The 22,916-nt window shown below is 65.3% G+C and carries 26 protein-coding genes and 1 tRNA gene; 13 read left to right on the top strand and 14 right to left on the bottom strand.

Annotation, left to right across the window (positions count from 1 at the left end):
- Window positions 1-29: 29 nt before the first annotated feature.
- The 3 genes from ACWRN3_RS03740 to ACWRN3_RS03730 form a co-directional block, all read right to left on the bottom strand.
- Entirely contained in the window at window positions 30-1,094 is a 1,065-nt protein-coding gene (locus ACWRN3_RS03740) for a tRNA (adenine-N1)-methyltransferase (protein WP_159631984.1), read from the bottom strand.
- 96 nt (window positions 1,095-1,190) lie between these two features.
- Window positions 1,191-2,381: a site-2 protease family protein gene (locus ACWRN3_RS03735; RefSeq protein WP_476739905.1), complete on the bottom strand. Its 1,191-nt coding sequence runs from the start codon at window positions 2,379-2,381 to the stop codon at window positions 1,191-1,193.
- Complete coding sequence (locus tag ACWRN3_RS03730) at window positions 2,374-3,102, bottom strand: HAD family hydrolase (RefSeq protein ID WP_255172241.1); 729 nt, start codon at window positions 3,100-3,102, stop codon at window positions 2,374-2,376. Before ACWRN3_RS03730 ends, ACWRN3_RS03735 begins: the two co-directional genes overlap by 8 nt.
- Before the next feature lie 151 nt (window positions 3,103-3,253).
- Here ACWRN3_RS03730 and ACWRN3_RS03725 point away from each other — a divergent pair, with 151 nt between their 5' ends.
- A complete protein-coding gene (locus ACWRN3_RS03725; RefSeq protein ID WP_159631987.1) occupies window positions 3,254-4,159 on the top strand; it encodes a PAC2 family protein in 906 nt (301 codons plus the stop codon).
- Window positions 4,160-4,249: 90 nt separating this feature from the next.
- Here the strand turns inward: ACWRN3_RS03725 and mshC are convergent, their stop codons facing one another.
- Both mshC and ACWRN3_RS03715 read right to left on the bottom strand, forming a co-directional pair.
- Complete coding sequence (gene mshC, locus ACWRN3_RS03720; protein ID WP_476739904.1) at window positions 4,250-5,527, bottom strand: cysteine--1-D-myo-inosityl 2-amino-2-deoxy-alpha-D-glucopyranoside ligase; 1,278 nt, start codon at window positions 5,525-5,527, stop codon at window positions 4,250-4,252.
- Between the two features lie 15 nt (window positions 5,528-5,542).
- Complete coding sequence (locus tag ACWRN3_RS03715) at window positions 5,543-6,376, bottom strand: undecaprenyl-diphosphate phosphatase (protein ID WP_476739903.1); 834 nt, start codon at window positions 6,374-6,376, stop codon at window positions 5,543-5,545.
- Between the two features lie 51 nt (window positions 6,377-6,427).
- Between ACWRN3_RS03715 and ACWRN3_RS03710 the strand changes: the two genes are divergently transcribed.
- Window positions 6,428-7,363, top strand: a complete 936-nt coding sequence (locus ACWRN3_RS03710) for an aldo/keto reductase (RefSeq protein ID WP_476739902.1) — start codon at window positions 6,428-6,430, stop codon at window positions 7,361-7,363.
- A 48-nt stretch (window positions 7,364-7,411) separates the two neighbouring features.
- On the opposite strand, the gene ACWRN3_RS03705 is transcribed toward ACWRN3_RS03710, so the two are convergent.
- On the bottom strand, window positions 7,412-7,678 hold the full coding sequence (locus tag ACWRN3_RS03705; RefSeq protein ID WP_141160435.1) for a hypothetical protein: 267 nt from the start codon (window positions 7,676-7,678) through the stop codon (window positions 7,412-7,414).
- Window positions 7,679-7,718: 40 nt separating this feature from the next.
- On the opposite strand from ACWRN3_RS03705, the gene ACWRN3_RS03700 reads away from it, so the two are divergent.
- Entirely contained in the window at window positions 7,719-7,952 is a 234-nt protein-coding gene (locus ACWRN3_RS03700) for a DUF5703 family protein (RefSeq protein WP_018771130.1), read from the top strand.
- Between the two features lie 50 nt (window positions 7,953-8,002).
- Here the strand turns inward: ACWRN3_RS03700 and ACWRN3_RS03695 are convergent, their stop codons facing one another.
- Together ACWRN3_RS03695 and ACWRN3_RS03690 are read right to left on the bottom strand one after the other, a co-directional pair.
- Window positions 8,003-9,163, bottom strand: a complete 1,161-nt coding sequence (locus ACWRN3_RS03695; RefSeq protein WP_476739901.1) for an acyl-CoA dehydrogenase family protein — start codon at window positions 9,161-9,163, stop codon at window positions 8,003-8,005.
- A gap of 12 nt (window positions 9,164-9,175) precedes the next feature.
- Window positions 9,176-10,480: a M20/M25/M40 family metallo-hydrolase gene (locus ACWRN3_RS03690; RefSeq protein WP_043455923.1), complete on the bottom strand. Its 1,305-nt coding sequence runs from the start codon at window positions 10,478-10,480 to the stop codon at window positions 9,176-9,178.
- A gap of 170 nt (window positions 10,481-10,650) precedes the next feature.
- Between ACWRN3_RS03690 and ACWRN3_RS03685 the strand changes: the two genes are divergently transcribed.
- From ACWRN3_RS03685 to ACWRN3_RS03660, 6 genes are all read left to right on the top strand, one after another.
- Window positions 10,651-10,733 (top strand) — tRNA-Leu (locus tag ACWRN3_RS03685).
- 292 nt (window positions 10,734-11,025) lie between these two features.
- Complete coding sequence (locus tag ACWRN3_RS03680) at window positions 11,026-11,586, top strand: hypothetical protein (RefSeq protein WP_476739900.1); 561 nt, start codon at window positions 11,026-11,028, stop codon at window positions 11,584-11,586.
- A 2-nt stretch (window positions 11,587-11,588) separates the two neighbouring features.
- Window positions 11,589-12,059 carry a hypothetical protein gene (locus ACWRN3_RS03675; RefSeq protein WP_476739899.1) on the top strand — a complete coding sequence of 157 codons (471 nt, stop codon included), beginning with the start codon at window positions 11,589-11,591 and terminating at the stop codon, window positions 12,057-12,059.
- Window positions 12,060-12,069: 10 nt separating this feature from the next.
- On the top strand, window positions 12,070-12,282 hold the full coding sequence (locus tag ACWRN3_RS03670; RefSeq protein ID WP_255172233.1) for a hypothetical protein: 213 nt from the start codon (window positions 12,070-12,072) through the stop codon (window positions 12,280-12,282).
- Window positions 12,282-12,479, top strand: coding sequence for a hypothetical protein (locus ACWRN3_RS03665; protein ID WP_255172232.1), 198 nt, complete (start codon window positions 12,282-12,284; stop codon window positions 12,477-12,479). The genes ACWRN3_RS03670 and ACWRN3_RS03665 overlap by 1 nt, the downstream gene beginning before the upstream one ends.
- A gap of 349 nt (window positions 12,480-12,828) precedes the next feature.
- Entirely contained in the window at window positions 12,829-15,135 is a 2,307-nt protein-coding gene (locus ACWRN3_RS03660) for a hypothetical protein (protein WP_476739898.1), read from the top strand.
- 31 nt (window positions 15,136-15,166) lie between these two features.
- On the opposite strand, the gene ACWRN3_RS03655 is transcribed toward ACWRN3_RS03660, so the two are convergent.
- Both ACWRN3_RS03655 and ACWRN3_RS03650 read right to left on the bottom strand, forming a co-directional pair.
- Entirely contained in the window at window positions 15,167-15,511 is a 345-nt protein-coding gene (locus tag ACWRN3_RS03655) for a hypothetical protein (protein WP_476739897.1), read from the bottom strand.
- 207 nt (window positions 15,512-15,718) lie between these two features.
- The gene (locus tag ACWRN3_RS03650; RefSeq protein ID WP_476739896.1) at window positions 15,719-16,180 is read right to left on the bottom strand and encodes a GatB/YqeY domain-containing protein; all 462 of its coding nucleotides are present in this window, start codon (window positions 16,178-16,180) and stop codon (window positions 15,719-15,721) included.
- Window positions 16,181-16,361: 181 nt separating this feature from the next.
- Between ACWRN3_RS03650 and ACWRN3_RS03645 the strand changes: the two genes are divergently transcribed.
- The 3 genes from ACWRN3_RS03645 to ACWRN3_RS03635 all read left to right on the top strand — a co-directional run bounded on the left by ACWRN3_RS03645 (window position 16,362) and on the right by ACWRN3_RS03635 (window position 19,603).
- A complete protein-coding gene (locus ACWRN3_RS03645; RefSeq protein ID WP_476739895.1) occupies window positions 16,362-17,969 on the top strand; it encodes a phospholipase D family protein in 1,608 nt (535 codons plus the stop codon).
- 29 nt (window positions 17,970-17,998) lie between these two features.
- Window positions 17,999-18,490, top strand: a complete 492-nt coding sequence (locus ACWRN3_RS03640) for a DM13 domain-containing protein (protein ID WP_476739894.1) — start codon at window positions 17,999-18,001, stop codon at window positions 18,488-18,490.
- Window positions 18,491-18,577: 87 nt separating this feature from the next.
- Window positions 18,578-19,603 carry an NADPH:quinone reductase gene (locus tag ACWRN3_RS03635; protein ID WP_476739893.1) on the top strand — a complete coding sequence of 342 codons (1,026 nt, stop codon included), beginning with the start codon at window positions 18,578-18,580 and terminating at the stop codon, window positions 19,601-19,603.
- Window positions 19,604-19,617: 14 nt separating this feature from the next.
- Here ACWRN3_RS03635 and ACWRN3_RS03630 read toward each other — a convergent pair whose 3' ends face one another.
- The 4 genes from ACWRN3_RS03630 to ACWRN3_RS03615 form a co-directional block, all read right to left on the bottom strand.
- Window positions 19,618-19,809, bottom strand: coding sequence for a three-helix bundle dimerization domain-containing protein (locus tag ACWRN3_RS03630; protein WP_142133845.1), 192 nt, complete (start codon window positions 19,807-19,809; stop codon window positions 19,618-19,620).
- Between the two features lie 164 nt (window positions 19,810-19,973).
- Window positions 19,974-20,204, bottom strand: a complete 231-nt coding sequence (locus ACWRN3_RS03625; RefSeq protein WP_324641963.1) for a hypothetical protein — start codon at window positions 20,202-20,204, stop codon at window positions 19,974-19,976.
- Between the two features lie 75 nt (window positions 20,205-20,279).
- Window positions 20,280-21,251 carry a glycosyltransferase family 9 protein gene (locus ACWRN3_RS03620; RefSeq protein ID WP_324641962.1) on the bottom strand — a complete coding sequence of 324 codons (972 nt, stop codon included), beginning with the start codon at window positions 21,249-21,251 and terminating at the stop codon, window positions 20,280-20,282.
- Complete coding sequence (locus ACWRN3_RS03615; protein WP_324641960.1) at window positions 21,248-22,390, bottom strand: glycosyltransferase family 9 protein; 1,143 nt, start codon at window positions 22,388-22,390, stop codon at window positions 21,248-21,250. Before ACWRN3_RS03615 ends, ACWRN3_RS03620 begins: the two co-directional genes overlap by 4 nt.
- A gap of 206 nt (window positions 22,391-22,596) precedes the next feature.
- On the opposite strand from ACWRN3_RS03615, the gene ACWRN3_RS03610 reads away from it, so the two are divergent.
- Window positions 22,597-22,899, top strand: a complete 303-nt coding sequence (locus ACWRN3_RS03610) for a DUF4193 domain-containing protein (RefSeq protein ID WP_018761323.1) — start codon at window positions 22,597-22,599, stop codon at window positions 22,897-22,899.
- Window positions 22,900-22,916: the final 17 nt, after the last annotated feature.

The following is a 22,916-nucleotide window of genomic DNA, read 5'->3' as shown; positions in this document are numbered from 1 at the left end:
GGTAGGGATGGAGACTCCCGAAATGTGGACTAGTTCGTGACCTCGGGGTTGTCGACCACATTGGTTCCGGCGATGGCGTCCCGGGCGGCGCGCCGGAGTTTCTTGTCCGACACCGCCCGCTCCCCCACCGCGCCGGGAGTCCAGGCGTTCACGTCCTCTTCGTTGAACTCGGTCTTTGACGGACGGCGCTTGACCGAGATGCCGGTGACGCCGTCTGCGAGCCGCCGGGTGACCAGCAGGAATCCTGTGTGGGCCACCATGCGGTGGTCCGGCCGCACGGCGAGGCCTTCAAGGTGCCAGCCGCGGACCATCGACTCCCACGCATCGGGCTCGGTGAACCGGCCGTCGGCGCGGATGGCCTCCGCGGTACGGGAGAGCTGGGTGACCGTGGCGACATAGTTGATCCAGACACCGCCGGGGGCAAGCACCGTGGCGACGGCGTCGAGGCACTCCCAGGGTGCCAGCATGTCCAGGACGACGCGGTCCACGGAGCCCGGTTCCTCGGCCTTGACCACTTCCTCCTGGAAGTCGCCAAGGGAAATCTGCCAGGCGGGGTGCGGGCCGCCGAAGATGGTTTCAACGTTGCCGCGGGCGATGTCAGCGAACTCTTCACGCCGCTCAAAGGAGTGCAGGTAGCCGTTGTCCCCCACCGCGCGGAGCAGGGAAATGGACAGGGCACCGGAGCCCACGCCGGCTTCCACTACGCGTGCGCCGGGGAAGATATCCGCCATGGTGACAATCTGGCCGGCGTCCTTGGGATAGACGACGGCGGCACCGCGCGGCATGGAGAGCACGAAGTCGGACAGCAGGGGCCGGAGGGTCTGGTACTGCTGGCCCACGTTGTTCACCACGACCGAGCCGTCAACCTTGCCGATGATTTCGTCGTGGTTCAGGAAACCGCGATGGGTGTGGAAGGCGCCGCCGCGTTCCAGCGTGATGGTGTTCATGCGGCCACGTTCGTCCGTGAGCTGGACGCGTTCGCCCTCCCGGAAAGGGCCCCGGCGACGGGCAGCGCCCACCGGCTGCGAGCCGCTGGCGGCAGCACCGGCTTGCGCTGCTCCCTTGGCGTCGTTGACGGCAGTTTCGCTGCTCATGATTGTTCCTCGCTCCTGTAAACCTGTTGTGCCGCGGCTCTGCTGGTCCCTGGGGACGCTGTGGCTTCCGCGGCAATGCACGACCGGCAGGTAACTCTACCGGGTCTGGCCTTGCGGGTGCCTATCGTTGCGCGGGCGCTTTCCGGTGATGGCTGCGAGGACAGCCTCCTGAGTCAGCAGTCCGGTGACCGTTCCGTTGTGGTCCACAACAGCGTAATGACGTCCCTCAAGCTGGGAAAGGAACTGGATCAGCTCCTGCCCTTTGGACCACTCCGGAATGTAGGCTCCGGCAGCCAGGGGGAATGAAATGGCGGTGACGGGCGTGGTATCCGCCGCAGCACCGGGCACCGAGGCAAGTGCTCCCGGGTCCACCACGCCCTGCGGCCGTCCGTCCGGTCCGCAAACCACCACGGACTTCGTCCCCGCTGCTGCCAGGCGGAGGGCGTCCCGGACGGTACCGGTGGAGGGAACGCCGGCCGCCGGGGTCGCCAAGGCTGCGGCGCTGACCAGCGGCAGCCGCCCCCGCAGGGTGCCCTGCTGGATGGACGCCGACGCGCCCATCCACAGGAATCCGCCCACCAGGATGGTGATCATCAGCAGGCTGAAGTCCGGCTGGTCACCGGCGAGGAACGGACGCAGGAGGAACCAGTAGGCAATGGCGAGGACGATGATCCGGCCGCCCCAGCCGGCCGCCACGGTTCCCTTCGCCTGGCTGCCGGTGGCCTTCCAGACGATGGATTCGACCAGCCGGCCGCCGTCCAGCGGCAGGCCGGGCAGGACGTTGAAGACACCGATGAGGAAATTGGCCCACATGAAGATGTTCGTGAGGATTTCGGCGACACTTCCCAGGCTGTTGGTGCCGAGCAGCAGCCAGGCTCCGCCGGCCAGGACGAAGTTGGCGGCCGGGCCCGCCAGCGCAACCAGAACAGATCGTCCCGGTGACGAGGTGAAGCTTTCGAACTGGGTATGGCCGCCCCAAAGGTTCAGGACGATCTTCTGGGTGGGCCAGCCGTAGATTTTCGCCGTCAGCGCGTGGGCGAGCTCGTGGACGAGGACCGAGATGAGGAGCAGGACGGCGTAGGCAAAGGCCACGAGGTAGGCGCTTACGCCCAGCATGGGGTTGTTCCGCGCCAGAACCGGCCCGTACACGATCACGGTGAAGGCCGCGATCACGAACCACGAGTACGCAAGGACAATGGGGACGCCGGCGATGCGGCCCAGCGGGATGCCTTCGCGGCGCGCCGGAGTGCCCGGTGCAGGGCTTTGTCCGGCGCCGGGGTCAGCCACGTGGACCACCTTGGGAGGCGGCCGCATTGGTGGCGCCGGCCTGCAGGAGCAGTGCTTCCAGCTCCACCAGTGTCCGGCCGGAAAGGGTGTCCCAGAGCTCGTAGCTGTGGTGCTCAGGCAGCGGGACAATGTGCGGCACGGCAACCGTGGCGACGCCGGAGGCTACGGCCGCAGCCACGCCCGGTACGGAGTCTTCGAGGGCTACGCAGTGGTGGATTCCGAGGTCGGGATCGTTCTCCTGCAGGAGCTCGACGGCGGTCAGGTACGCCTCCGGGTGCGGCTTGCCCTGGCTCACGGTGTCGCCGGTGACCACTACGTCGAAGTACGGCCGGGGAAGGTTCGCTACCACCTCGCGGGCCAGTGGGCCCTCGGACATGGTGACCAGGGCGCAGCGCACGCCGGCGAGGTGCAGTTCCTCGAGGAGTTCGCGGGCGCCAGGGCGCCACGGCACTTCCTGCTGGACGCTGCTGATGACCTGGGCAGTCAGGGTGTCGATGATTTCGCGGATTTCCAATTCGACGCCGGCCTGCTGGAGCAGGCCCGCGGAGAATGTCAGTGACTGGCCAACCAGCTGCATTGCCTGGTCATGGCTCCACGTTCCGCCGTGTGCCTCCACCAGCCCATGCTCCGCGGCAATCCAGTAGGGCTCGGTGTCCACAATGGTCCCGTCCATGTCCCACAGGACGGCTTTGAGCGGGGAACTGGTGGCAGGAATTGGCATAACGCCAGTCTACGGGGCATGGCTGGGCGGAGGCTGTGGGCTACGCCCTTGGCGAATATGCCAAGGACCGGGCCCGCTTTGGACGGGATTCAGGGGATTTGCGGCGCTTCATTCCATGCGCGGGCAACCACCTTGGACGTAGGGTGAAGAAATGAATAGCTTCGAGGGAGACACCGCCGAACAGGGTGCCGGACCCGAGCGGGAACGGTTCCTGCAGCCAGTGGCTGACGGACAGCGCGTAACAGTGATGCTTGCCGCCTTTGAGGGGTGGAACGATGCCGGAGAAGCGGCCAGCGATTCGCTGCGCTACCTGAACAAACTGTGGGGCGGCAAGAAAGTCGCTTCCATCGATGCTGACGAGTACTACGACTTCCAGTTCACGCGGCCGACGGTGCGCAGGAATGCTGCCGGTGAGCGCAAGATCAAATGGCCTTCCACCAGGATCTACAAGGCGAGTGCGCCCAACTCCAATGTGGATGTCATCTTTGTGCAGGGGACGGAGCCGTCCTATAAGTGGAGGGCCTACACGGCAGAGCTGCTGGTCCATGCCGAGGCGCTGAACGTCGACTATGTGGTGCTGGTGGGTGCGCTGCTGGCGGATGTTCCGCACAGCCGCCCGATTCCGGTGAGCACGTCCTCGGATGACGCTCCGCTGCGTGAGCGCATGAACCTGGAGGCCTCCCAGTATGAGGGCCCCGTTGGGATTGTGGGCGTCCTTTCAGAGGTGGCCCTCCTGGCGGGACTGCCTACCGTGTCCTTGTGGGCCGCCGTGCCGCATTATGTGGCCCAGGCGCCCTCCCCCAAAGCGCAGCTTGCCCTCCTGCACCGCATCGAGGAGCTGCTGCAGGTGCCGCTGGACACCCACGAGCTGGCGGAGGAAGCGGATGCGTGGGAGCGCGGCGTGGACGAACTCGCTACCGAAGACCCGGAGATCGCTGCCTACGTGCGGCAGTTGGAGGAAGCCAAGGACACTGCCGACCTCCCTGAAGCCAGTGGCGAGTCCATTGCCCGTGAATTTGAGCGGTACCTGAAGCGGCGGGGCCAGGACCGGCCCTGACGTTGACGTACTGACATGCCTTAACACGAAGGGCCCGGCCGGGAGCAATCCCGGCCGGGCCCTTCGTGTTTGCCGTGAGGTGTGGACGCCTTAGAGCCGGATGCCCAGGAGGGCGTCCACCGCGTCCTTTACCAGTGCCCCGTCAGCGGGGCTGGCGGCAGCACCGGCGTCGTTGGCAGTCCGTGCCCAGCGCGAGACCGCGGCCACCGCTGCGGGCGCATTCAGGTCTGCTGCCAGCGCCTCCCGCATCTCGGCCAGCAACTGCTGGCCCGAGCCCTCGGGAGCATGGTCAAGTGCTTTCCGCCACGCCGCCAGGTCGGCCTTGGCGGCATTGAAGCCTTCGTCGGTCCAAGACCAATCGGAGCGGTAGTGGTGGGCCAGGATCGCCAGGCGTATTGCTGCAGGGTCCTCGCCGGCTGCGCGGAGCCTGGAGACCAGCACCAGGTTGCCTTTGGACTTGCTCATTTTTTCGCCGTCAAGGCCCACCATGCCCGCGTGGGCGTAGTGCTTGGCCAGGGGCACGCCGGCCAGGGAGTACGCGTGGCCGGCGCCCATTTCGTGGTGCGGGAAGATCAGGTCCGATCCGCCGCCCTGCACGGTGAAGGGCGCAGGCAGGTACTTCTGCGCGATCACGGTGCACTCAATGTGCCAGCCGGGCCGTCCCGGTCCCAGGCTTCCACCGGGCCAGCTCGGCTCGCCCTCGCGTTCCACCCGCCAGAGCAACGGGTCGAGGGCCTGCCGCTTTCCGGCACGGCCCGGATCCCCGCCGCGCTCGGCGAAGAGCTCCAGCATGGCGCTTTCGCCAAGGTGGGAAATGGATCCCAGTGCCCAGGCATCGGGTGCCGTTGACTGCTTGCCGGCGGCTTCGACGTCGTAATAGACGTCCCCGTCAGGTTCGCCGTTGGTGCCGGCCACGCGGTATGCCAGCCCCATGCTCACCAGGCGTTCCACCTCGGGGACGATCAGGTTAATGGATTCCACGGCGCCAACGTAGTTGTCCGGCGCCAGGACGTTCAGCGCCTCCATGTCGGTCTGGAAGAGTTCCACCTGCTCTGCGGCGAGCTGCCGCCAGTCGACGCCGGTGGCGGTGGCCCGTTCGAGCAGGGGGTCATCCACGTCAGTGACGTTCTGTACGTAGGAGACCTCGCTGCCGGCGTCGCGCCAGGCACGGTTCAGGAGGTCAAAGGCGACATAGCTGGCAGCGTGCCCCATGTGGGTTGCGTCGTAGGGGGTGATGCCGCAGACGTACATGGAAGGCCTGGCCTCCCGTTCCAGGGCCACTTCGCGGCCCGCCGCGGTATCGAACAGCCGGATGGCGGGGATGTTTCCGGGCAGGGCAGGCACAGGGCGGGAAGTCCAGGATTTCACATGCCAAGCCTAGTCCTAGGCGCTGATGACGCCGAAACCGAGCAGGAGGTACAGGGCGAGTCCGAGGAAGATCCGGTACCAGACAAAGAGCCGGTAGCTGCGCGTGGAAACGAACTTCAGGAACCATCCGATGATGACGTAGCCCACCAGCAGGGCGATCACGGTGGCAAGCGCGGTCTCCGGCAGGCCGAACGGGCCGGAGATCCCTTCCTTGGTGACCACCTTGTAGAGCTGGTACAGCCCGCTGCCGAACACTGCGGGGATGGCGAGCAGGAAGGAGTACCGTGCCGCGGCCTCACGGGTATAGCCCATCAGCAGGCCCGCGGTGATCGTCCCGCCGGAGCGGGAGACGCCGGGAATGAGGGCCAGGGCCTGCGCCAGGCCGTACAGCATGCCGTGCTTGTAGGTCAGGTGGGCAAGGTCCCGCTTTTGGGCGCCAATTGCGTCTGCTACGGCAAGGATGAGGCCGAAGACGATCAGCATGGTGGCCACGATCCACATGCTGCGGAGTACGGACTCGATCTGGTCCTGGAAGAGGAGCCCCAGAACGATGATGGGCAGGCTGCCCAGAATCACCAGCCAGCCCATCCGGGCGTCAGGGTCCTGTCGGGGCATGCGCCCGGTGAGGGAGCCCGCCCAGGCCTTGACAATGCGGACGATGTCACGCCAAAAGAAGATCAGGACGGCGGTCTCCGTACCGAGCTGGGTAATGGCCGTGAAGGCTGCCCCCGGGTCCTCTGCGTTGGGGAGGAATTCGCCCACGATCCGCAGGTGTGCGCTTGATGAAATCGGTAGAAATTCGGTCAGTCCCTGCACTAGGCCCAGCAGGGCCGCTTCAAACCAGTTCACGCTAAGACCCTACGGCATGGCAGCGCCGCTCCTGGCCGTAAGCTTGCTGCTATGCAGCAGCGTTACGTCGGCAACAGTGGATTGCGAGTTTCCGCCCTCTCCCTTGGCACCCGCTCCTGGGGTGGCGACACTGACGAACAGGACGCGTCGGAGTTGCTGCGGACGTTCCTTGATGCCGGCGGCCGGCACGTGGACACATCGGCGTCCTACGCGGGCGGCGGCTCGGAGGCGATCCTTGGCTCGCTCCTGGGTGATGTGGTGGCCCGCACGGAGATTTCCATCTCCACGAAAGCGGGGATGACGACGCCGGATGGCCGGCGTGCGGTGGACGCCTCACGCAATGCGATGCTCACCGGGCTGGATGCAAGCCTGGCCCGTCTGGGCACTGACTACGTGGACCTGTGGTTCGCCGAAATGTGGGATGGCAACGTTCCCCTCGACGAAACCCTGGCGGCGCTGGAGTTTGCCGTCCGCACCGGCCGGGCCAGGTACGCGGGCATCTCGAACTATCGGGGCTGGCAGGCGGCGAAGGCCGCCGCCACGAGCGGTGTGCCGCTGGTGGCTGTCCAGGCAGAATACTCGTTCCTTAACCGGTCGACGGAGGCGGAACTGATCCCCGCAGCTGAGGATGCCGGCCTGGGCCTGATGGCGTGGGCTCCTCTGGGCCGGGGGGTGCTTACGGGGAAGTACCGTGGCAGCATCCCCGCCGGTTCACGGGGAGCCTCGGTCAGCGAAGCCGGGTACGTGGAGCCGTATCTCGAGGAGAAGCCGTCGCGGATCGTGGATGCTGTGTGCATGGCTGCAAACGGGTTGGGCCGGACTCCGCAGGATGTTTCGCTCTCCTGGCTGCTGTCACAGCATGGCGTTGCCACGGCCATCGTGGGCGCCCGGACACCGGTGCAGTTGAAGGAGATCCTCGACTCCCAGCTGGCACCCCTGCCGCCGCAGATTGCACGCGCGCTGGAGGATGTTTCCGCGGTGTCTTAGGTTCTGTTGCCGAACTTCCCGTGTCCCGGGACGGTTCGGGCGGCGTTGCTATTCCTCGACGATTTCCAGGTCTTCGTCCTCGTCCACGTCGGCTTCTTCGTCCTCATCGTCCTCGTCGTCAAAGACCTGCAGGGGCGTTACTTCGTTGTAGGCCTCGTAGAGGGCGTCCTCGTAGACTTCGAAGGCATCGGCAACTGCGAAAAACGCTGCCTCAACGGAGGGATCACCGTCCCCGCGGCGGTTCGATGCTGCTATAAGGTGTTCTTCCAAAGCGGTGGTCAGGGACGAAAGCGCGACACGCGGATCGATGCTCATGACTTCACGTTAGCCGGAAAAGGACGAAAATGGAGAGCAAATGAAGGAACAATTTCTCACCAGCTCGGTCCAGCGGGAGCGGGATTATTTGCGTCAGTACGAGTACCTCGTACTGACGGTCAGCCCTGATGATTCCTTGCCGGAGGCGCGGCGCCGGCTCGTTGAACACTCGGAGTACGGCAAGTGGGAACTCGAACGCAGCAAGCTCTATGTGGGCGGCGGCAGGCGCTTTTGGCTGCGGCGCCGGGTGATGCAGGTCCAGCGGACCGTTTAGGAATGTGCGGTCCAGCGGACCGTCTAGGAATGTGCGGTCCAGTGGACCGTTTAGTCTTCCAACGGCCCCAGCCACGCGTTGGCTACGGTGTTGTGGGCAGATTCGTCGTCGGAGGGGTGGAACATCCCGGCCAGCACGTCCCGGTAGAGCCGTTCCAGTTCCGAGCCCCTGAAATAGCTTGATCCCCCGCTGACCCGGATGGCCAGGTCCACCACGCGCCTCGCGGTTTCGGTGGCGTTCACCTTCAATCCCACCAGTTTGGGAAACCACTGGCTTCCGTGATCAACCAGGGCGTCGACGTCGGCAGTGACGGTCCTGAGCTGCGGGTACAGGACGTCCATGGCCATGGCGGCCTCTGCCACCTTCCAGCGGATGTCGGGGTCCTGCGCGTAGCTTCGCCCGCCGTTTTTGAAGGAGGTACGCCGCTTCACGTTCTCCACTCCCACGGCCAGGGCGCGTTCTCCGAGGCCCGTGTAGACGGCGGCCAGGAGGCTCTCGAAGCAGGCGAAGATCGCGAAGATCAGGGGGTCGGCGTTGGGGCCGACCGGCAGCTTGCGGAAGATGCGGTCGGCTGGGGCTTTCACGGCTTCCAGGACCGTGGTGGCGGACTGGCTGGCCCGCATGCCCAGGGTGTCCCAGTTATCCAGGATCCGGTAGCCGGGAGTTTCCCTGGTGATGAATCCGTGGACCAGTTCCCCGGCACCGTCCCGGGCTGCAGCGTCTTTCCCGAAGATGCCCAGCCGGGTCCAGGCCGGCGAGAGGCTGGTGAAAATCTTGGTACCGGTGTAGGAGTAGCCGCCATCCTGTTCCGGTGTGGCAGTGGTCCGTGAGTCGAAGAGGACCGAGTCGTTCCCGGCTTCCGAGTTGCCGAAGGCGAAGACCTCGCCCCGGGCAGCTTCCTTGAGGACAAAATCGAGCGAGTTGTCGCCCCGCGCCGCCAGTACGTGCGCGACGCCGGTCCAAACGAGGTGCATGTTGACGGCCAAAGCGGTGGCCGGGGCAGCCGTTGCCAGCCTGCGCTGGCACTGCGCCGCCGCTTCAAGCCCAAGCCCGGCACCGCCGTCGGACGCTGGTACGAAAAGCTTCAAGTAGCCTGCCGCTGCCAACTCCTCCAGGTCTTCATGGAAGAAGGCGTTATCACGGTCATATCCGGCGGCGCGGCTGCGGATGCGCTGCAGGAGCTCATCAGGCAGGAGTTCCTCGGGGCTCACGGCCGGCTCCTCTCAGTAGTTGGTGAGCAGGGTGTTCAGCACCCGGGCGCCGAACTTCAGGGAGTCCGCCGGGACGCGCTCGTCCACGCCGTGGAACATGCCCGTGAAGTCCAGCTCGTCCGGGAGCATCAGGGGCGCGAAGCCGTAGCCGGTGATGCCCAGCCGGCTGAGCGACTTGTTGTCTGTACCGCCGGAGAGCGTGTAGGGCAACACTTTCGCGCCGGGGTCCTCTTTGTGCAGGGCATCGATCATCGAGTCCACAAGGTTGCCGGCGAACGGGACTTCAAGCGAGACGTCGTTGTGGACGTAGCTGACGTCCACGCCGTTGCCTGCGAGTTCGCGCACGATTTCGAGGACCTGCTGCTCCTGGCCCGGGAGGGTCCGGCAGTCAACCAGGGCTTCGGCGGACTCGGGAATGACGTTGTGCTTGTAGCCGCCCTTGAGGAGCGTGGGATTCGTGGTGTTCTGCAGGGTCGCGCCGACAAACCGGGCCACCGTACCCAACTGGTTGAGCAGCAGGTCGGGGTTGTCGGCGTCGAACTCCACTCCAGTGAGTTCCGTCACCCCGTCAAGGAACTGCCGGGTGGTGGGAGTGAGCTCGATGGGCCACTTGTATTCGCCAATCCGGGTCACGGCAGCCGCCAGCCGGGTCACGGCATTGTCGGTGTTGATCTGCGAACCGTGGCCGGCCCGTCCGTGCGCTACGAGCCGGAGCCAGGAGATGCCCTTTTCCGCCGTCTGCAGCAGGTAGGTCCGCTGGCCGCCGATAGTGGCCGAGAAGCCGCCCACCTCGGAGATGGCTTCGGTGGCGCCCTCGAAAAGTTCGGGCCGGTTGTCAACGGCGTAGCGGGCGCCATAGACGCCGCCGGCCTCCTCATCCGCGAAGAAAGCGAAGATGATGTCCCGCTTGGGCTTCCTGCCCTCCCTGGCAAAACTCCTCAGCACCGAAAGGATCATGGCGTCCATGTCCTTCATGTCGACGGCGCCGCGTCCCCATATGAGGCCATCTTTCAGTTCTGCGCCGAACGGGTCCACGGACCACTGGTCCCGGAGCGCTGGAACGACGTCCAGGTGGCCATGGACCACCAGCGCACTGGCCGAGGGGTCCTCCCCTGCCATCCTGGTGACTACGTTCGCGCGGCCGGGCGCTGACTCGAAGATTTCGGCGTCCAGCCCCACTTCCTCGATGAGCCCCGCGGCATATTCTGCCGCCGCCCGCTCCCCCGGCCCCGATCCGTCGCCGTAGTTGGAAGTGTCGATCCGGATGAGTTCCTGGCAGATCCGGACAACTTCATCCTCGGGCAGGACGTCAGGCATTGGTGGCTCCTTGGTAGGGAATGACTGGGTGGCACGAGCTGAATCGCTGCCCTCAGCCTACCTACTTGGCCCGATTCGTTGTTCCCGGAAAGTTCGTGTTAGAGTTTTTCTCGCTGCTTCGGAGAGGCGCGAAACGCTGAAAGGCGGAGACGCTTCCCGAATTACCACCTGCGCGGGTGGCGGAATGGCAGACGCGCTAGCTTGAGGTGCTAGTCCTCGAAAGGGGGTGGGGGTTCAAGTCCCCCTCCGCGCACAATGGGAAGCCCCGGAACATCAGTGATGTTCCGGGGCTTTTTCGTGTCTTCAACCACGTCGTAACCGGAATCCAGCCGTGGTCCCGTTCCTGATCCTCTACACGAGCGGAGCATCGACCCGGACGGCTCCAGCACCATGGTTTCGCCTTGGTTTTCGTTAGGGTGGGAGCTACGCGGGCGGCAGCAGAATGCTTTCTCACCGGAAGCCAGGGGGAACGGGTCCTATGGGCCGCACGCATCAGAGTTCGCAGCCCGCACCTAACGCGGGCCCTCGGGACGGAAGCAGGGGGAATGATGGCCGGCACCGGGAACACCAGGGATGGTCAGGTCCCCAAGTACTTCTACGCCACAGGTGGGTGGGGCAGGGAAACGGTCATCTACGCCTACACGCATGAGGAGTGGGGACTTGGCGGGTCTCTTCCCAGCGGGGGCAACTACCAGGCAAGGACATTCACCGGCCTGGCCATCGTCGTCCTGATCGCGACCATCCCAGCGTTCCTCGCCCCGCTCTTCATTCTGGTCAGCATCTACGCAATCATCGCCTCCTTCCCTGACCTGGGCCACATGGGCATGGGTCTGATCTGGTTCCTCATGTCCATCGTCTGCACGGCCCTGTTCACAGGTGGCTGGCTGCTGAGTCTCCACACCCTCCGGGGTGAGCTCAAGGCCCGAAAGCGCCGCAAGGACAGGGGCCTGCCCAAGCCAAGGTACGGTGTCACCGACGACCAGGCCCGCCGCTGGTTTGAGGACCACCCGGGAACTCTGGAGATCACCCGGGAGAACTTCCCGTTCAGCACCCGCCCGTTCCCGGGCGAACCCGACTACCTGCCCAGCCACGAGAAACGAGCCTGACAATGGTTTACGACCGGGAACGATTTGCGCGCGAGGACGCCGTCTACGCCGAACACAAGAGGGCGGTCGCCGCCGGTGGGAAGCGCGTGCTCCGCAAGACCAGCACGGGCGAGCTGCACAGCTACCCGGCCGATGAGATCGGGTTCACGCCCGGTGGCGGACAGGCCCAGGTCAGCACCTGGTGGGGCATGGGAATCCTGATGGTCGTCATGGTTCTCATCCTGGCCACCGGCGTGTGGCTCTTCCAGCGCCCTCTCTGGGAGGGTGGGACTCCGGAGTGGGGTGCGCTGTGGCTGATCGGCTTCGGAGGGCTCCTAACGCTCTACACGTTCAACCTCGCCCGTGACGAGTACAAGGCCACCCAGTTGCGCAAGCTCCGAGGTTCCCCGAAGCCAAGCTCGAGCGGCAGCGTCGACATCAACCTCCTTGAGCTGGGCCAGAACCGCGGCGACCAGCCCGGCGCGTCCCGGTAGGATTCGACCCGTGTTCAACCAGGACAAGCAGTTCCGCAGGCCCGACGGAACGCCCTATGACCCCAGCAGCTTCAACATCCGCCAGTTCGAGGAGCATTACGGTCCGGGCGGTGTACCGGAGGTATGGTCGATGGCAGTGATGTCCGCCTTCGCGTTCAGAACCGCCGTGAAGCGCAGCCGCTGGCTTCGCGAACGGGAAAAGACGAACGGACAGGGGAACTGATGGAGTACCTCTACGGCTTCCTTGCCGTCATTCTTGCCATGGTGGTGCTGCGGCTGCTGAACGCCCACTGGCAGCGCAAGCATTGGCGTACCCGGCCGCCCAGGCACCGGGGCAAGGCGCAATCACAACGAGGCCGGGTCTACAAGAACCCGCCGCCCACGAACCACAACGCCGACCCGTACAGCGGTTGGCCCTAGGCGCCAGTAGCGACAGGCACGTATCGCCATCCGTAGTCCACACCCGGGGCCAATTCGGCGAGCGCCGCAAGCGCCAGGCAGATGGCCTAAAGCGAGCCTGATTTCCTGCCTCATCAGCACAACGGTGGACAGCGCGGGCCGACTCGCTCATTCGCGTATCCACACCTGGTGCCGTGGGATGCGCAATCAGCCCGGTAGCCTAGGGGCAGCCGCGCCAGATCCGGCATCGTCCCACGTCAATGCGGGTTTTATGTCCTGGCATGGACTATTTGTCACCAAGGCGCCATGCTGCGCCTTCCAGGAAGAAGGACCCGTGAAGAGGACCAGGCCACTATCACTCGCCTTGGCGGTGAGCGCAGTCGCGGGCAGTGCCTTCCTTGGCACCGGCAGTGCCCAGGCTGGATCCCAGGAGAACAACCCTTGCCAGCGGCTGTCTGCGGGACAGGTGAAGTACAACAGCTTCGGTGCAAACCGGGTGACGTTCGCTACCGCCACGGGCCGTGAATCCAACGTCGTCACCATCACCGGGTGCGTTCGTTCCGGCAATGGCTACGTCCAGGAATGGCAGGACTGGGGCTACGCAGGGCTAAAAGGCTTCGCTCCGCCAGGACTGACCTGGGAGGACACATTCAAGTCACCGACCGGCTCGTACAGCGTCACCGAGGCATTGGGCCGCTCCAACCCGGGCACAGCCCTTGCCTACCACACGGTCAACGCAAACTCCCGCTGGGGCGGTGAGTACGGGCCTACCTACAACCAGTACTTCGAAGGCAGCGGCGGTCCCTCTGACGAGAACCTCTACATTTACATGAATCAGGGGTATTACGAGCAGGCGGCGGTCATCAACTACAACCGCCGGCCGGACATGAATACCGTGCAGGGGGCCTCCTACGCAATCTTCCTGCACGCCGGTCGCACTACTTCCGCCGGCTGCCTGTCCACCAGCCTTGAGACGGTCAACAGGTTCCTGCGCAGCAGCCGCCCCGGCGATCGAATCATCATGGGTGCAGTCGATGACATCTTCACCCCGTATTCAGCGGATCCCTTTGGCGCCATCACGCAGAAATACAGCCAGGGCGGAGGGCCGGCCGGCCAGCTTGGCAGCCCGGTCTCCAACGAGGTGGGCGGACTGAGGGACGGTGGCGCCTTCCAGAACTACCAGGGAGGAGCCATCATTTGGTCTCCCCTCTCCGGAGCCCATTTCTCGTGGGGAGCCACCCGCGGCAAGTGGGCCTCCCTCGGTTATGAAAACGGCCCCCTCGGCTACCCGGTCACTGACGAAGTTGGAGGGCTGCGTGGTGGGGGTGTCTACCAGGTGTACCAGGGCGGCGTCATCATGTTTTCCCCCGCCAGCGGCGCGTACCTTTCGTCTTTCGGGCCAATCCGGGACAAGTGGGCAGAAACCGGCTTTGAAAACGGTGCTTTGGGATACCCCGTCAGTGACGTCATCACCGGCCTCAAGGACGGCGGCTCCTACCAGGCGTACCAGTATGGAGCGATCTTCTCCTCACCCGCTGCGGGAACGCACGCCGTCACAGCTGGCATCTACGGCAAGTGGCGCTCCCAGGGAGCTGATGGTGGCCCATTGGGATACCCAACAACCGATGAGTTCCGCGGGCTCCGCAATGGCGGCTCCTGGCAGGGCTTCCAGGGCGGGGCAATCATGTTTTCCCCAGCGTCCGGAGCTGCAGTCAGCGCCGGCCCGATCCGTGACAAATGGGCCTCCACCGGTTTCGAGTGGGGCAGCCTGGGCTACCCGGTCACCGATGTGATCACCGGGCTAAAGGAAGGAGGTGCCTTCCAGAACTACCAGGGAGGCTCCATCCTGTGGACCCCGGCAAACGGCGGCATCATCTCCGTGGGAGCCATCCGCAACGTCTGGGCCGGACAGAACTTCGAGCACGGTGTCCTCGGCTACCCCATCACGGATGAGTACGGCACGTCAGGAGGCGGTGTTGCCCAGAACTACCAGGGCGGGGTCATCTACTTCGTGCCCAACGTCGGAACCTACGCGGTATCCGGTGCCATCTTCACAAAGCATGAGGCAATGGGCCGCTCACTCGGCGCTGCCGTCAGCCCCCAGGTGGCCATCAAGAACGGTGGCCTTTACCAGAACTTCCAGAACGGCTCCATCCTCTGGTCCCCTGCGACCGGCGCGCACGTGTCCATTGGTGCAACCCGTGGAGCCTGGGCCCAGGCCGGATACGAGAACGGGTTCCTCGGCTACCCAACGAGTGATGAAATCCCGGTCAGCGGTGGTGTCAAACAGACCTACCAGGGTGGATCCATCTACTGGACCGCAGCCCTCGGGGCCTTCTCCATGCCGTCAGAGTTCAGCACCAAATTCGATGCTGTGAACGGTTTAACCACCTTGGGGTTTCCCGGAACCAACCGGGTGACCGGGCTGAAGGACGGTGGCTCCTTCATCAACTTCCAGAAGGGCGCCCTGATCTCCAGCCCGGCCACCGGAGTTCGCCTCTCCGTCGGCAAGACCCGCGACGCCTGGGCAGGGACCGGTTTCGAGTGGGGCAGGCTTGGTTACCCGACCACGGACAACTACGTGACGGCAGACGGCAGCACCGTCCAGGATTTCCAGGGCGGACGGATCACCGTTCCCAAGGACGGCGCGGCCAGGATCGACTACGGCCCCTCCTGAACCCCGTCACGGGGATGCGATCCCTGTGCGCCTAGGGGGTAATTGTCAGCGGCCTTGTCCTTGCAGCGCACGACACCCGGCTGAAACCTTCCGCATGGCGAACACGGTTATTCGTCCCGGTATCGTCACACCAATCCATGCCGGAAGGGTAGGCCTCAACGCTGGCCTCCCCCGGCGCTGCCGTCAGCGGCACCTCAAACTGGTAAGAAAACCCGCCGGCGTCGTTCATCGCGGCAGTCGTGCTGATGAAGGCGTGGCCGGCGGCATCGGTGACCGAGACGTAAATCCGGGCGTTCTGTCCGTACCGGGGATTGCAGTCAGCGTCGGCCGCGTGCACTGAGACGGCGTCACCCGGTTTCGCGACGGCCGGGTTCACGGCATAGCTTGGAGGCAAACAGGGCGGCTCTCCTTGCCAGGACCCGCCGCAGGCGGATGAAAGACACGACACAAGCACCCCGGCCGTGGCCATCACTGCCACGCCTTTCCGCGACGTATCGGCTCGGTGAGCCCGGAACCCCATGGCCTAATTATGCGCAGGGGCGCGGGAAATACGTCGTTTCCGGACTGCATCGGAAGCCTGCCATCAAGCCAGGCGTGCCTTCACGATCTCGCTGACGGCTTTGCCGTCGAAGCGTCCGCCGATTTTGGGGGTTAGGGATTTCATGACCGCACCCATGGAACGCATTGTCAGCGCGGTTCCCCCCGCTCCCATGTCCGCGATGACCCCGTCGATGATCGCTTCGGCTTCCTCGCGGGTCAGGGCCTTGGGCAGGTAGGCCTCGATGACCTCAGCCTCGGCGATTTCGGCCTGTGCCCGGTCGTCGTGCCCGGCGGCGGAATAGGTGGCGGCGGTGTCACGGCGCTTGGCGGCCTCTTTCTGCAGCAACGCCGTGACCTGAAGGTCATCAAGCTCAACCGGGGTCTTTCCTGATTTCTCCCGGGTTTCGATCTCACCAAGGACGTTGCGCACCGTGGTGAGGGCGACCTTGTTGCCGGCTTTCATGTGGGCGACCACGTCGCCCTTCAGCTTTTCCTTCAATGACATGTTTTGCCTCATTCTTACGGGTTTGGAAGCGGCCTGGGACAAGCCTATTCCCACCTGGCCGGACCGCTGCCGCATCGCGGCTTGTTTCCCCGCCCCGGGAGGACAGACAGTTTGCGCGCGGCCATAGGCTAGTTTGGAATCCGCAGCGGCCTGGTCCCCCGGGCCCCGAAAGGAGCACCGAGTGGACAGCACGGTTGGCAAGTGGTTCCTGAATCGGGCCGAGCGCGGAAACCCGGCTTCCTTGATCCACGCCGGCGGTGCAGAATCACCACCCTGGTCGGAAGGCAACCTGGTCAGGCCCCTGGTGCATGGGGCTGCCTACTTCTCCAGGCTGCACGCGGAGTTGTCCGCCCTGAAGGCTGGAGACCGGGTATGGTTCACCGACTGGCGCGGCGACGGTGATGAGCAGTTGGAACCCGGTGGTACGACGATTGGCGGGTTGCTCGGGGAACTGGCCCGGTCCGGCGTCGAAGTACGCGGCCTTGTCTGGAGGTCACACGGCGAGCGGGTGTCAGCCCCCATCAGTGGACGCTCAAACGAGCTCCTCAGCCGCCAGATCAACGACTCCGGCGGGGAGGCGCTGTTGGATCAGCGCGTCCGTCTCTTCGGTTCCCACCATCAGAAACTGGTGGTCATCCGCCGCCGTGACGACCCCTCCCGCGACGTAGCCTTCGTAGGGGGAATCGACCTTTCACACAGCCGCCGCGATGATGCCGGCCATGCGGGAGACCCGCAGGCAGTGAAGATGGATTCCCGCTACGGGCAGCGGCCTCCCTGGCACGATGCCGCCCTTGAACTGCGCGGTCCCATAGTTGCCGATGTGCTTGCCGTGTTCGCAGAACGATGGAACGACCCCCACCCGCTGGACCGCAGAACCCCATACCGAATGCTGTTGCAGCGCCTGGCCCGCATGCCGAGGCACCCTAAACCGTTGCCGGAGGCCGCTCCGCCCCCTCCACCGGCCGGCCCACACGCCGTTCAACTGCTGCGCACCTACGGTGTGAAGCACCCGCCATTCCCGTTCGCCCCCAATGGAGAACGAAGCATAGCCAGGGCGTACGCAAAGGCCTTCGCCCAGGCCCGCTCGCTCATCTACATCGAGGACCAGTACCTGTGGTCAACAGAGGTCGCCGCCGGCATTGCAGAGGCCCTAAAACGCAACCGCAGGCTCAACGTCATCATCGTGGTGCCCCGGTACCCGGACTCTGACGGCTTCCTTGGCGGACCGCCCAGGCGCCTGGGGCAACTGCGTGCCATCGGAATGCTTCGCCGGGCCGCACCGGACCGGGTGGGGGTGTTCGACCTGGAGAACAGTGAGGGGACGCCGATTTATGTCCACGCCAAGATCTGCATCATCGACGACACCTGGTTCACCTGCGGGTCGGACAACTTCAACCGCCGGTCCTGGACAACCGACAGCGAGCTCACCTGTGCAGTAATCGACACATCGGCTGGTGGGACGCCCGGCGATAACAAGGGCGCACCAGGGACCCACCCGCTCGCGAGGATGGTGCGGCTCCAGCTCTGGGCCGAGCATCTGGGCCTTGACCAGGACGACCCGCGGCTCCTTGCGGACGGGGGCGAACTGGAGCTGTGGAACAGCGCAGCCGATGGCCTGGACCAGTGGCACCGCACCGGCCGTTCCGAACCCCGCCCGGCCGGGCAGGTGCGTCACCACACACCCCAGCCCGTACCGCCGTTCCACCGCCTGTGGGCCGATCCCGTTTACCGGTTCATTGTGGACCCGGATGGCCGGCCGCGCCCGCTGCGTGGCACGTCCCGGTTCTAGGAAGGCAGAAACAATACATTGGGGGAAAAATGAAGTTGATACAGTACGCGGTGCTCTCGGTAGTGCTGGCGGCCGGCCTGACCGGCTGCACTGATTCCAGCCCCATGCGTGGACCGGAGCAGGGAAGCCCCACGGCGGAAACTCCTCCCGGTGTTACCCCCTCTGCGGGGCCTGTGACGTTGAGGGGGCAGTTCCAGTCCCAGGGAGCAGTCACGACGGGAACGGTGGCGATCCACATCACCCAAGCCGGCGCTGTCCTGCAGCTGGAGAACCTTGCAACCGGCGCCGGCGACGATCTCCGCCTGATGCTGAGCCCGGGCACGCTGGTCCCAGGGACGGGCGGCGGCGCCGGACTGTCATCGACCAGGCTGATCGAACTGGGGCCGCTCACGGGGGCCAGCCAGCGGGTGGAAATGGACGCCGCCAGATGGGCCGCCCTGCGGGAACCTATCCGCAGCGTGGTGATCTATGACTACGCCGGGAAGACCGCCTTGGGCACCGCCAACCTGCAGGAAGACTGAACGCCGGTGGACCGGGCGCTGCCCGCAAGCGGCGCTTTCGGTAGGTTGGAGCGGTAAGGGCATCCGCAACCGGACATGGGAGACAACGTGAAAGCAATCGTGTACGAGGAAACTGGGCCCGCATCCGTGCTGAAGCTCCAGGACAAGCCATTGGCGGAGCCAGGAGCGGGAGAGGTCCGCGTCCGGGTGGTGGTGTCCGGAGTGAATCCCACCGACTGGAAGTCGCGGTCCGGAAGCGGAAGCAGGAAGCTGGACGCCCCGAAGGTTCCAAACCAGGACGGAGCCGGAGTCATCGACCAGCTGGGCGCCGGAGTGGCCGGCTTCACCGTGGGCGATCGCGTCTGGCTGTGGGACGTCGCCTGGGGCGGCAACGAAGGTACCGCCCAGGAATACGTGGTGGTGCCGAGCCACAAAGCAGTGGCCCTTCCCTACGCCGAGTCCTTCGACACCGGCGCCTCGTTGGGGATCCCGGCCCTGACGGCGCACCGGGCCCTGACCTCGAACGAGGACGGGCCGGCCCGGCTCTCCCCCGGTGCCCTGGCGGGGCGAACCGTCCTGGTCACGGGAGGCGCCGGAGCCGTAGGCCATGCGGCCATCCAGCTCGCACGGTGGGCCGGTGCCGCCGTCATAACGACCGTCAGCGGGGACCGCAAAGCTGAGCTTGCCCGCCGTGCCGGCGCCGGAACGGTTATCAACTACCGGACGGACGACGTTGTCGACGCCGTCCACCAAGTGGCCACGGACGGCGTCGACATCATTGTGGACGTCAACGCGCCCGCCAACATCGAAACGGACCTGGAGATCCTCAAACCGGGCGGAACCATCTCCATCTACGCGGCGAACCCCGGAGAATCACTCACGCTCCCCATCCGCGAAAGCATGACCAAGAACGTCCGGTACCAGTTCATCCTCACCTACACAGTCACCGACGAACAGAAGCAGCGCGCCGTGGCCGCCGTGGCCGAAGCGCTCGCCGCCGGCGCGCTCCGGGTGGGTGAAGAACACGGGCTGCCACTGACGCGCTTCCCGCTGGAGCAGACTCCTGCAGCCCACGATGCGGTGGAACAGGAGACCATTGGAAAGGTGCTTATCGACGTCGCGCCGGCCACCTGAGGCCTTACCGCGAATTACCGGGACAGGCGGTCCCTGGCTGCGTGCTCAACCAGGACCGGTATGAACGCCCTGACCCTGCCCGTGTCCAGGAGGCTGTGTTCCTGCTGCACCACGTCCTCAATGTGCTCCCTGGACAGGGCGGGAAACTTCGCCGCGAGCCTGTCCACCACATCGCCCAGCGCCCGCAACTCTTCGCTCACTCCCATTGGGGAAGTGTCAGGGATCCGGCCAACCCCGTCAAGACTTGACTAACGGGGGCCGGGACGTGGAGCGCGCGCCCACCAGCAGCGTACGACGTCGGGCGGCCGGCTGCGCACGGAGGTTTGGGCAGATGCTCCACACCGACGCACCCGCGATAGTCCCGCCGTCGTCAGTGCGGGTGGAGCCTCCGGGACCGCGGGGGCCGGTTCCGTCCCTGGGCGTGCGTCCCTGCCGCCACCGGACGGTACTCAATCCGCCGCTTCTCCGTCCGGATGTCGCGCCGCTCCTGCCGCCGCGCCTTCCTTTCCGGCCGGTCGATGGCGGACAGGATGGTCAGCGTCACGGTGACCCATAGGAACGCCGTCCCCAACACCAAGGCGATCTCCAGCTCAGTGCTCATGCACTCAATTTTAGGCCCGCGGCGCAGGTTCCAACCCCTGCAGACCCACAGCATCGACGCGTAAACCCACAGGGTTCAGAACAAGCCCAGTCCTTTGACAGCAGCTATAACATCGGAGACCTGGACAGCGAGCAGGGCAGGGTCCGGCTGGGCCGCGAAGGTGTCCCCACGCCGCAGTTCGGCCCGGGTCAGGACAACATGGGGTCCCGGCGGTGGACCCCAGATCTCGGGTGGGGCCGGACCAAAGAGCACCACGGATGGGGTGCCGTAAGCAGATGCCAGGTGCGCAGCCCCGGTGTCGGCCGAGACCACCAGGCGGGCGGCGGCGATCGTGGCAGCGAACTCCGCCAGGCCCAATACCCCGGCCAGTACGGCAGTGCCGGGCAGTCCTGCAAGGCGGCACACTTCCTCCGCGCGGTCCCTCTCGGAAGGGCCTCCGGTGAAGACCACCTGGTGTCCGGCTTCCGTCAGTGCAGTCGCCACCGCGGCAAACCGCTCCGCCGGCCACAGCCTGCTGCCGTAGGCGGCTCCCACATGCAGGACTGTTGCACCGGGGACGGGACTGGGGACGTGCGGTGTGTTCAACTGCACATCCAGCGGATCGGCTTCTACTCCATGCCATTCGAGGAGCCGGACCCAGCGCTCGCGCTCGTGCAGTTCCGGCCGCCACGGCGGCCCGTCCCGGTAAGCGCTTCGATGGCCCAGGGTCTGGCGGGCCTTAAGCGCCTCGATCCTCCCTTGGCTCTCCGGGCCGCTGCCGTGCAGATTGATGGCCACGTCCACCACGCCCGGATCCATCGCCAGCGGCTCGTCAAGACCGTGCGTGGGCAGCAGCTCGTAGCCACCCACCAGTCCCAGGGCCTCTGACAACCACCCCTGCGCGGCGTAGCGCAGCCGGTGCCCGGGAAACGCGCGTTGGATGCCTTTCAACGCCGGTACGGCCACCAGCAGGTCGCCCAGCTTCAAGGCGCGCAGGACCAAAAGCTCGGGTTTGCCGTCTGCGGGTATCGGAGTACCTGCCTCCTCCGCCATAACCGGGCCGCTCATGCGTTCTGCTTCGGGAACGTCGTGGCAGTGAGGCTGCGGACGTCCTCGTAGACTTCCGTGACACCTATACCGGCCACCACTGAGTCGTCGTGGACGCAGCGCGGTGCTGTCCAGCCAACCTGGGTGACGTCGATGCCGCATGTGGCGCAGGCCGTGACCCATGAGGCGTGGACGCGGTGAAGGCTCCGCCCCAGCGCCCCGGCATTAATCACGTTGCCTGCCCAGAAGATGCCGACAGTCGGCACACCAAGGGCCTGCGCCAGGTGCCTTGGTCCGCTGTCATTTGCCACCACAACGTCGGCTTCCGCCAGCAGCGCCACCAGGCCTGCCATCTCCAGTTCGCCTGCCGCGGAATGAACTGCTGAGGAGGCCGCCCGGGAGGCAATCTCCGCTGCCAGCTCCTGTTCACTGGAATCGCCGACGATGACCACCCGCGAACCATCAGCCGCGCAGGCAGCAGCAAGTTCCGCGAATTTGGCTGCGGGCCAACGACGGCGGGGGTCGGTGGCGCCGGGGTGGATCACTACGAGCGGCTGGGCGCGGTCGCCGCTGCCGGCTTGGGAGGTTGCGGCCAGCGGGGAGGGTGCAAGCCGCGCCTCCAGGTCCACGGGGAAGGCGCCCGCGAAGCCGGCCACCTCCAAAGCCCTGAGGGGTTCGTGCTGGTAGTAGAGGTAAGGGACGGTGCGCTCAAGGCTTGCGGCGTCGGCCGTCCGGGTCCCTACCGTGTGGCGCGCCCCCAGCCTCAGCAGGAAGGGGTTCGAGTATCGTCCGCCGCCGTGGAGCTGGACGGCCACATCAAAGTGGCGCCCGCGCATGTCAGCAAAGAAGCGGTCCAGTTCGCCGGCATTTTCCTCCCCGGGCCGTACGCCTTCCGCGAACGGCAGGACAACTACCTCATCCACCGGGCTTTCCACCGCTCCGAGCAGAGCCTTGTGAATCGGCGTGCCCAACAAGGTGATCCTCGATGCAGGATAGGCCGCCTTCAACGCAGCCATTGCCGGAATCGCGAAGATCAGGTCCCCCAGGCCGCCTCCGCGCAGGACAACGATCCTGGACACATCATCAAACTTTTCCAGCACGGGACCGACGCCCACCCCGATTTGTTCGGCACCGCCAAACTCTGCAGTGAGTTGCTCCACAAACTGCCCCTTCCGTCACCGGGAGGGAACAGCCCCGGCTGTCCCTCCACTGCCCATGCAGCCGCACAGCGGTTTTAAAACCCGCGGCCGCTCCTTTGATCCTTTACCCAATCGGCAGTGGATCTACGCTCCCTGTTGGGGAATACCGGCTTGATGCTGTACGTTTCATACCCGACAGCCAATCAAAGAAAAGAGAAGCACCCAAAGTGGCAACCGATTACGATGAACTGCGTTCCGACGTCAAGGAATCGCAGGACAACTCACTCGAGCAGCTCCAGTCAGCAAATGCTCCCGACGCCCGCAGTGTTGTGCAGGAGTTGGACGAGGCTGACGGGCTGGACGGCGCCGGGGTCCCTGGTGGCGAATTCGTCGCTGAGGAGCTCGTAGTCCAGGTCATCCCCCAGGCTGAGGATGAATTCACCTGCTATTCCTGCTTCCTGGTCCGCCACCGGTCCCAGATTGCCCGGCAAAAAGACGGCCACAGCTACTGCACCGAGTGCGAAGGCTAGTCAAGAAGCTTTCCGAG

Source organism: Pseudarthrobacter sp. rb (assembly GCF_056389225.1).
This window is presented reverse-complemented; position numbering and strand designations above follow the sequence as displayed.